Genomic DNA, 10,184 nt, shown 5'->3' on the forward strand with positions numbered 1-10,184 from the left:
ATGGCCTAGTGAGGCCGTGCATTTTTCGGTGTGTTCGTTGTGAATTTTGAATTGATTATATTTATTCAATTTTATGGTTATAGCTAGGATTGCGATAGAGTACCTAATTGCGTAAATCTCCAACTTAGTACGTCGACCTAGCTCATAACTGAGAGATCACTTAATCACTCTTTTTTGCGGGCATGGCATGAAAACAGACTTGGTGACTGCTTTAGTTACATTGGCAAATACGCGTAGCGACGATACCGCTTTTCATTACTTCTTCTCTGACGACCACCCTAGTAAAACCCTTTCTTATCAACAATTGGATTATCGAGCGCGACAAATAGGCGCACAGCTCAGTCTCCATTTTGACAAAGGAGATAGAGCCCTATTGTTGTACAACTCTGGTTTTGAGTTTGTTGAAGCATTTTTTGCCTGTTTGTACGCTGGTGTGGTCGCAGTGCCAGTTTATCCTCCTAAGAAAAATCAAAATATCGCCCGACTGAGGAGTATTATTTTTGATGCCGGTGCTAAAGGGGTGTTAACCAGTGAAAAAGTAAACGCCATAGCGAGGCCCTTGTTTGAAGCTGAAGCAAGTCTTAATAACTTGGCACTATTTGCAACAGACACAATTAAAAATGAGATACCGGCAAGTTGGCAGGTCGCCCAGCCAGAAGCACATGAGTTGGCTTTTTTACAATATACTTCTGGTTCCACTGGCGACCCAAAGGGCGTCATGGTGAGCCACGGCAATATTATCGACAATGAAGAGATGATGAAGGTAGCGTTTGGGCATGATGAATCAACGCCCATTGTTAGCTGGCTGCCTCACTTTCATGATATGGGGCTCATTTTCGGTATTTTGCAGCCTGTTTATATTGGTGCTCCAGCCTGTTTAATGAACCCAACATACTTTTTACAAAAGCCGCTACGTTGGCTCAAACTATTAAGTGAGTTCAAAGGCGTGACTTCCAGTGCCCCTAATTTTGCCTATGACTTATGCGTTGACTCTGTCACTGAAGCGCAATTAGCGGATTTAGATTTATCTCATTGGCAATCGGCATTAAACGGAGCTGAACCCGTAAGAGCGAGTACGCTTGAGCGGTTTTATCAAAAGTTTCGACGCTGTGGCTTTCGACGTGAAAACCTTGCACCGTGCTACGGCATGGCTGAAACCACACTGTTTGCGACTGGTGGCAATGCGCTTGAGACGCCAACCATACTTTGCCTCGATAGCAAAGTGATGCTGCAAAATCGCGCCGAGGTGAAAACGCCTCCTGCGAGTACCGAGTTTATAAATGATGAAGTTCACTATTATGCGGTTTCGAGTGGCCACAGTTGGCACAATCATATCGTTGCGGTAGTTAACCCAGATACCGAGCAACGTTGTTTAGATGGCGAAATTGGAGAAATTTGGATTAAAGGTGCGAGTGTTGCACAGGGGTATTGGAATAAACCTGAGCTGAGTAAAGACATTTTTGATGCGCATATTTGTGATGGTCAAGATGGGCCTTATTTACGTACGGGCGATCTCGGATTTTTGTATCAACAGGAGCTTTTTGTTACTGGGCGTTCAAAAGACGTGCTGATACTTCGTGGTAAAAACTACTACCCGCAAGATATCGAATTGTCCGTCAGTGAAGCGGATGAAGCGCTTGATGCGAATGGAGGCGCGGCATTTTCAATTACTGTTGATGATGAAGAGCGCTTGGTCATAGTGCAGCAAGTTAAGCGCACTGCCGTGCGAAAACTCAATGCTGATGCAATCTTCGCTAATATCACGGCTGCGGTGGTTGCACAGCATGGTATTACACCACACGATATTTTATTAATTAAACCCGGGCGTGTATGTAAGACCTCGAGTGGCAAAATTCAACGCCAAGAAAATAGGCGGCAATATTTAGAAACGCAATTTGAGCCATTGGCTGAATATCGGCCGGCCAGTGGTATCGATACGCAAACTTCAGCTGTGGCGAGTTCACAGCATGAATTGCAGTCTCAGGTGATAGAAGCAAGTCATATACTGCAACAAATTATCGCATTAGAAGTGGGGGTTGAAGCAAGTACACTTGATTTGGACGCATCTTTCCTATCATTGGGTGTTGACTCCATGAAGGCTGTACGCATTTCGGGTGAGCTGATGGAATTACACGGTATTGAGCTCGAGTCCACCGTGTTGTATGAATATCCAAGCATCACTCAGTTGGCTGAGTATTTGTGCCAATTTGATGAAGTGCGTCAGGCCTTGAATAAATTAGAACGACCTCAAAGCAGTGCGCAAACACAGCGCAATGCGCGCGAAGAAAATCAGGCTAAAACCGACACTTTATCTCAAGGGGCTACGACCTCAAGAGAAGAAGATATCGCAGTGATTGGTATGGCATGCCGTTACCCTGAAGCGGAAAATACAGAGGCGCTATGGCAGTTATTACGGTCTGGCGGTGATGCGATATCTTTGCCGAGCGATGCTCGCAAGTCATTAGGCAGAGATATCAATGGTGATAGATTTGGTGGATACTTAGCGGACATTGATAAATTTGATCATACGCTTTTTGGGGTTGCACCGAGCGAGGCAAGCCACATAGATCCGCAGCAGAGGTTACTGCTGGAAAATAGCTACCATGCAATCCAATCGGCGGGTTATACACTTGCGATGTTGGCAGGGCAGCGTGTCGGAGTCTATGTCGGGATCTCTCAGAGCGATTACTTTTCACTTTGCCAAGAAACTGAAAAAAATCATGCTTATCTAGGTACAGGCACTGCGCTCAGTATCGCAGCAAATCGGCTCTCTTATTTTTATAACTTTACGGGCCCAAGTTTGGCCATTGATACGGCTTGCTCGTCGTCACTGGTTGCATTGCATCACGCGATGCAAGCGATACGAGCAGAACAAATACCAATGGCTATGGTCAGTGGCGTGAATCTGATCTTAAGTGACGATGTTAGCACAGCTTGTAACAATGCGCAGATGCTTGCGCGAGACGGCCGTTGTAAAACCTTTTCGGCTGATGCTAATGGTTATGTCAGAAGCGAAGGCGTGGGATGTGTGTTATTAAAACCATTGTCCCAAGCTTTGCAAGATAATGACGTTATTTACGGGGTGTTGAAAGGCAGCGCTGTAAATCAGGATGGCCGTAGTAATGGAATTACTGCACCAAATGGCCGAGCTCAACAAGATGTCATTCGCGCAGCATTGGACAGTGCAGGCGTATCACCACATCAAGTGCAATACGTAGAAGCTCATGGTACCGGCACTGAGCTTGGGGATCCTATTGAAGTATCGGCTCTACAGCAGGTGTATGGGGATAAGCGTGAAGGAGAAGCTCTGAAGGTTGGCTCGGTAAAAGCGAACATTGGTCACCTTGAGTCAGCAGCAGGACTCGCAGGGCTCATTAAAACGTTACTGTGCTTTGCACATCAGCAAATACCACCCCAGTGCTATGTTGAGAAACTCAATCCACATATTGCATGGGATAAATTTTCGATTAACGTTCCTGATACACTGGAGGCTTGGCCAACACCAGCCAATAACACTGCATTAGCGGGAGTCAGCTCATTTGGCTTTGGCGGGACAAATGCCCATGTAATATGTGCATCGGCACCTAGCAAAGCAAACCAGTCTCCTGAGCTTCACCAAGACCCTCCTTTTTATGTTTTGCCACTTAGTGCAAAGTCACCTTACTCATTGGCACAGTTAGCGAGACGTTATGGAGAGCGATTAGCATCAGCAAATTCGCAAGAGTTTAACACGCTGGTTTATCAATGCGTTGAAAGCCCCTCGCTCAAGGGCGTAAAGCAAACATTTTATGGAACATGTAAAGAAGATCTTATCCAGCATTTGTATTCATTACATGACCCAGCCAAGCTAGATCAGCAAGCGCCAAATAATCAAGAAAAAACAGCCGATAAAGTGGTCTTTTTGTTCACCGGTCAAGGCGCCCAATATCCCGATATGGGGCGAGCGCTGTACGAAACACAGCCAGTGTTTAAAGCCGCAGTCGATGAATGTGATGCGTTGCTGAGCACACACTTTGAAGAGCGTTTACTCAAAGTGTTGTATCAAGACTCCGAAGGGGGGTTGGTTAATCAAGCATGTTGGGCGCAGCTTTGCGTGTTTGCCGTAGAATACGCACTGGCTAAGCTATGGATAAATTTTGGCCTCGAGCCAGAGGTGTTGGTCAGTCACAGTGTGGGTGAGTATGCTGCCGCATGCATTGCTGGCGTTATGTCATTGCCCGATTGTCTTGAACTGCTGGCCGCACGTGCTGAATTGATGCAGCAATTACCTGCAAATGGAAAAATGGTTGCAGCGCGATGCTCAAGTAAACAAGCTCAAGAGCTTGTTACTCCATATAGTAATGAAGCTGCGGTCTCTGCATATCACGGAGAGGCTGGTGTCGTTTTCTCTGGCAGTGATAATGCGATGGCCGATATATGCCAAAAACTTGAACAAAAAGACATTCGTTTTAAGGCGCTTAACACGGCTCGAGCATTCCATTCACCACTCATGGAACCCGTACTGTCGCAATTTGCTCAAGTTGCACAGAATACAGCATTTTCAGCGCCAAAATATACGTTTATTTCCTCCCAAACTGGCGTGGCAGAAAGCGCAGCATTAACTCAGCCCAGTTATTGGGTTGAACAAATTGTGCAACCAGTGAAGTTTGATACTTGTATTGATGAACTTGGTAAATTGACGCGCTTTATTGCGCTGGAGGTAGGGCCAAAACCTGTACTCAGCACCCTCATTCAGGAGAACTTGCCACGTGCGAATGCAGAGTACTTAAGTGTATTTAATTCGATCGGTAATGATTGCGAAAGGTTGGCAGCTGACGTAGCCAGTATTAGTGAAGCAGGGTGTAAACTGCAATGGTCACAAATCTACCCAGCGTTACAAAACACGCAATTGCCTAAAGTACCTCTACCACCGTATCCATTCGAACCGACTCGGCACTGGATCACCGTGTCGAAGGTGGCACAACTTGCGCCGGCGCCTGCCCTCGCCAACGAGCTAGTAGATGATACGCAAAGAAATGCAGCGATTCGAGACTTTGTACTGAATACGTTAGCCAGTGAACTGGCAATGCCCGCAGCGCAGATAGATACGAGTTTGCCTTTACTCGAAATGGGGGTTGACTCGCTTATGATAATGCGCGCTGTTCGCACCTATGAAAAGCAGTTTAACCTCGAGTTTAGTGTGCGACAATTTTATGAGGAGCTGAGTTGTGTTGACTTGCTCGTTGAGCACGTGATTTTGCATAGTGATTACCTTAAAAATAGATCCACTGCGCCATCACCAGAAGACGCAAAGGATACTAACGAAACCGCCATTATAGAGCCGCATGCTCCGGTGGGTGATAAACACACACTGATCGCGTCAATCTGCCAAGCCCAGTTGCACGCTGCAGCGTCAATTACTCATGAAATTGCCAAGCAAAGCTTAGAAGCGGTCACTGCACAACAGCTGCGTTGGTTAAACGGCGAGGCTGCAAGCCTCGGTGAGGGAAGTCTTCCTCAGCAGCCAAAACCGTTAGCGGATACACCAGCTGTTGCTAACCAGTCCGCTCAAACTGTTCTCCCCGGATTTGGGCAAAAGCAACTCAAACCAGTCGCAAGCTCTCCACAGATTCGAGCGCATGCCGTTAGCCTAGGTAAAGCATATTGCCAAAAAACAGCGAGTTCTAAGCAGTTGGTGGCGGCACACCGCACTCACCTTGCCGATTGCCGAGCTTCAGCTGGATTTCGTTTGTCGAGCAAAGAGATGCTCTACCCTATTTTTGCTAAACGCTGTGAAGGCGCACGGATCTGGGATATTGATGACAATGAGTACATAGATATCACCATGGATTTTGGCGTCAACTTGTTTGGCCACAAGCCTGCATTTGTAAATGCCGCTTTGACTGAGCAATTGGACAATGGCATGCAATTGGGGTTAGCGAGTCCGGTTGCGTGTGAAGTGGCTGAGCTGGTGTCTGAATTGACAGGGTTGGCGCGCGTTACTTTTTGCAACTCAGGTACAGAAGCAGTGATGACTGCTGTGCGCCTGGCAAGAAACAAGACTAAACGAGACCGTATTGTACAGTTTTCTGGTGCTTATCATGGCCACTATGACGGTACATTGGCCACACCAACGCCAGATGGCTCTGGTGTTGAAGCTATGTGCTCGGGTATTCAATCAGGGGCAATCAACCGAAACTTGGTGCTAGAGTATGGTGAGCAGTCTGCTTTAAATCAGATCCGCGAGCATGCAGATACCATTGCCGCTGTATTGGTAGAGCCTGTACAAAGCCGTCACCCAGCGCTGCAACCGTTTGAATTTTTGAAACAGTTGCGGGCATTGACGAAAGAGTTGGGTATTGCACTGATCTTTGATGAGATGATCACAGGGTTTCGTGCTCATCCTGGCGGAGTACAAGCGTTGCTAGGGATCCAAGCTGATATGGCCACGTATGGGAAAATTGTGGGTGGCGGCTTACCTATTGGAGTGGTTGCGGGCAGTGCTGAGTATTTAGATGGCATTGATGGCGGTGAATGGCAATATGGCGATAACTCATACCCTCAAGCTGACACAACATTCTTTGCGGGTACGTTCTGTAAGCACCCGCTGAGTATGGTCAGTGCGGCGGCCGTGTTAAGAGAAATCAAGCGCAATGGGCCACAATTACAGGAACAGCTTTCACAAAAAACCAGTTATCTGCAAAACACTTTGAATGTTTTTTTTGAACGCAATGGCATTCCAATGTGGATTGAAGCATTCTCGTCGCTGTTTCGATTTACCTTCGCACAAAATCTGGATGTTTTCTTTTATGAATTACTTAATCGAGGGATATTCATTTGGGAAGGGCGCAATTGCTTTATAAGCGCCGCTCATAGCCAGAAAGACATCGAAACTATTATCGAGGTGGTGCAAGTCAGTGCGCTAGCGCTTAAAGAAGCAGGGTACTTTTCACAATCGCAGACCAAAGAATGTGGCACCACTTCTGTTAGCGCCTCATTCTCGCTTACACAAGCTCAACAGCAATTACTAGCGCTGGCATTGCGCTCGAAGCAAGGGGCTCTAGCTTATCATTTACAAGCCAGTCTTCAGCTCAGTGGTCAGGTGCAATTGGATAAGCTTCGTCACGCCATTGACGAAGTAGTCGGCGAGTTTTTGATATTGAGTATGGGGGTCGATATTGATGAGCTAAAACATATACAGCGCAAAGCACCAAAGTTAAAGGTGCAAACGTTGGATATTACATCAACATACGATTCGGCAGCCCTTCAAAGGGAGCTTGCAAAGTGGCGTTATCTGCCTTTTGATCTTGAACAAGACGCCTTATGTCGCTTTGTATTGTTATGCACAGATGAAGCACATTACCTGAGCATAGTGGCCCATCATATTGTATGCGATGGTATATCACTGCAACTCATTATTGAGCGTATTGCTGCGCATTATAATGAGGATGCTAAAAACTTTGGGCACTCACCAAGATATTCAGACTATGTAGCAGCGCTTGGGCTGTATCGCGAGTCTGAGCAATACCGTAAAGATGAGCACTACTGGCTTGAAAATTTAGCGCAATGTGAATCCCTCATCCTACCAACACAGCAGTCGCCTTCTCAGCAGCAAAGCTATGAGGTGCAGCAATTGAAGTTACCTATACCCACCGCGATTATAGAAAACGTCACTGTACTGGCGAAAACACAAGGGTGTGGGTTATTTGCAACCTTATTGGCGGGGTATGTGGTGTGGTTGCATAAGCTGAGTCAACAATCTGTGATTGCGGTCAATGTGCCAGTCTCTGCACGTCAGCTATTAGCTAAGCAATTTGATGCCGAGTTGTTAGATCAACAGTTGGTTGGCTATTGTACGAATATGATTTCGGTAGTTGTTTCTTTATCGGTGCAAAGTACGTTTGCCGATGTGGTGAAGCAAGTTCAATCGCAAATGTTAAACGGGCTAGATCATGCAAATTACCCATATTCAGCATTGACTGAGCGAGATGTAATTTTACCCAGCACGGTGTTCAACTTAGATCGAATGGCTCAACTTCCCCAGTTTGCAGAGACAACGGTACACATGGTGAATAATGAGGTGCGCTTCGGCCACTTTGATTTGAATTGTAATATCTTAAATGTGAACGATAGCTGGTTACTTGAGTTGGACTTTAATTGTCAAAAATATGATGTCGCCATGATGCAATCATATGGACAAGCATGGGTGGGCTTATTGGCTGCAATGACGTCGCAAATGTCTTTGTCAGATAAGGCTTGTGCCATGCTCAGCGACGCTGAGCAGAAGATATTAGTGTCAGAGCAAATCGCCAAGGTACAAAAGGGCCAACAAGCGACCTTGTTGCTAGATGGTTTTACAGAGCAAGTAGCCAAGACGCCCAATCGAGTCGCTGTGCGAGATGCTAAAGATCAACTGACTTATGAAGCTCTACACAAGCGCTCAAATCAATTGGCGCATTATTTAATTCAACAGGGCATTGATAGGCTGTGTTTAGTTGCTGTAGCAATGACACGCAGTTGCGAGTTGCTGGTGACATTACTCGCGGTATTAAAAACGGGCGCCGCTTATTTACCACTGGATTTAACATTTCCTCAAGCGCGAGTCAGAGACATTCTTACGGACTCGCAAACTAATCTTGTCTTGTGCGATGAGCAATGCAGCGACATACAAGGCATGCTTGAAAGCTGTTGCCACTGCGTCAACCTCGATCAGGAATCTGAGTCTATTTTGTCATGTAACACAATTGCACCAAGCCGCAGTATTGAGCCTCAGCAGAGGGCGTATGTTATTTATACTTCAGGATCGAGTGGCCGGCCAAAAGGCGTTGAAATTTGTCATGATGCATTGGCAAATTTTCTCTCTTCGATGGGGAAAGTGCCTGGTATGCAAGCCGCGGACCGCTTACTTGCGGTGACTACTGTTGCATTTGATATTGCTGCTTTGGAATTGTATTTACCACTTATGTGCGGTGCATTTGTATATCTAGCCGATGAGGTCGTGTGTAGTGATCCTCTGGCAATCGCTGAATTACTAGAGGGTGAGCAGGTAAGCGTGATGCAAGCAACGCCAACCTTATGGAAAGTACTGCTTAAGGCATCGCCTAATTGTATTGCGGGTTTAAAAGTATTAAGTGGTGGCGAACCTTTGGAACAAAGTCTCGCAAGTGCTGTACTGCATAGCGGTGGGCAGTTATTTAACATGTATGGTCCAACCGAAACCACTATTTGGTCAAGCGTCGAACACATCTCGGATGCAAGTGACATTTGTATTGGTGATGGCATAGATAATACAGCGTTATTTGTTATGCCTGAACATGCGCAAAGTGACAGTTTGCCATTGCCTATCGGCGTATGGGGAGAGCTATGGATAGGGGGAGCTGGATTAGCCAAAGGCTATCTAAACCGCTCAGACTTGACCCAGCGTAGTTTCATAAAATTCGACTTATTAGGCACGCCAATAAGGCTTTACAAAAGCGGTGATAGAGCGCGCCGCTTACCAGATGGGCGTTTTGAGCTACAAGGGCGCTTAGATAATCAAGTCAAATTGCATGGGCACCGTATAGAGCTGGCTGAGGTTGAGCATCAGATACGAAAACTGCTCGATAATGATGATGTACGTGTATTGGTCAAGCGTGACAGTGCGGGTACGGAGTGTCTATGCGCATATTGTTTAGCACATGGTGAGCTCAAGGTGCAGTGGAGTTATAGTGCAATTCGTCAACATTTGTTGATGAAGCTGCCAAGCTATATGGTACCTGAATATGTTAGTTGGCTACCCAAATGGCCGTTGACCCCCAACGGCAAACTCGACCTTAAAGCATTGGCGTTACCGCAAGTGGAAGCTACCTCAAGTGAGATATTCCATGCACCAAGCACGCCTATTGAAAATCAACTACACACGTTTTTTATCGAGTTGCTCCCAGTGCAGACACTGAGTACAGAAATTAGCTTTTTTAACTGTGGTGGAAATTCGGTACTGGCTATGCAGTTGGTATCCAGAGTGAATAGATATTTCTCTGTAAGGTGCACTGTGGCGGATGTATTTGAGCATCCGAGTATTCAAGCTTTAGCCAGACGAATAAGTGAGTATGGTGATACTAAGGTGTCTGGCAAAGCGCAAGTGGAAATTGTTAGTGACATAGTTAGTGGTCGTGATATCAGCGCCGCTTTTGATGATCAATCCATGACAGAGATGGACTTGTAAG

The 10,184-nt window shown here is 46.2% G+C and carries 1 protein-coding gene; it reads left to right on the plus strand.

Going from position 1 to position 10,184, the window contains the following annotated elements; translation table 11 throughout:
* Positions 1–187: 187 nt before the first annotated feature.
* On the plus strand, positions 188–10,183 hold the full coding sequence (locus tag N482_RS12665; protein WP_063377379.1) for a hybrid non-ribosomal peptide synthetase/type I polyketide synthase: 9,996 nt from the start codon (positions 188–190) through the stop codon (positions 10,181–10,183).
* Position 10,184 lies beyond the last annotated feature (1 nt).

The organism is Pseudoalteromonas luteoviolacea NCIMB 1942, from assembly GCF_001625595.1.
GTDB classification, from domain to species: Bacteria; Pseudomonadota; Gammaproteobacteria; order Enterobacterales; family Alteromonadaceae; genus Pseudoalteromonas; species Pseudoalteromonas luteoviolacea_A.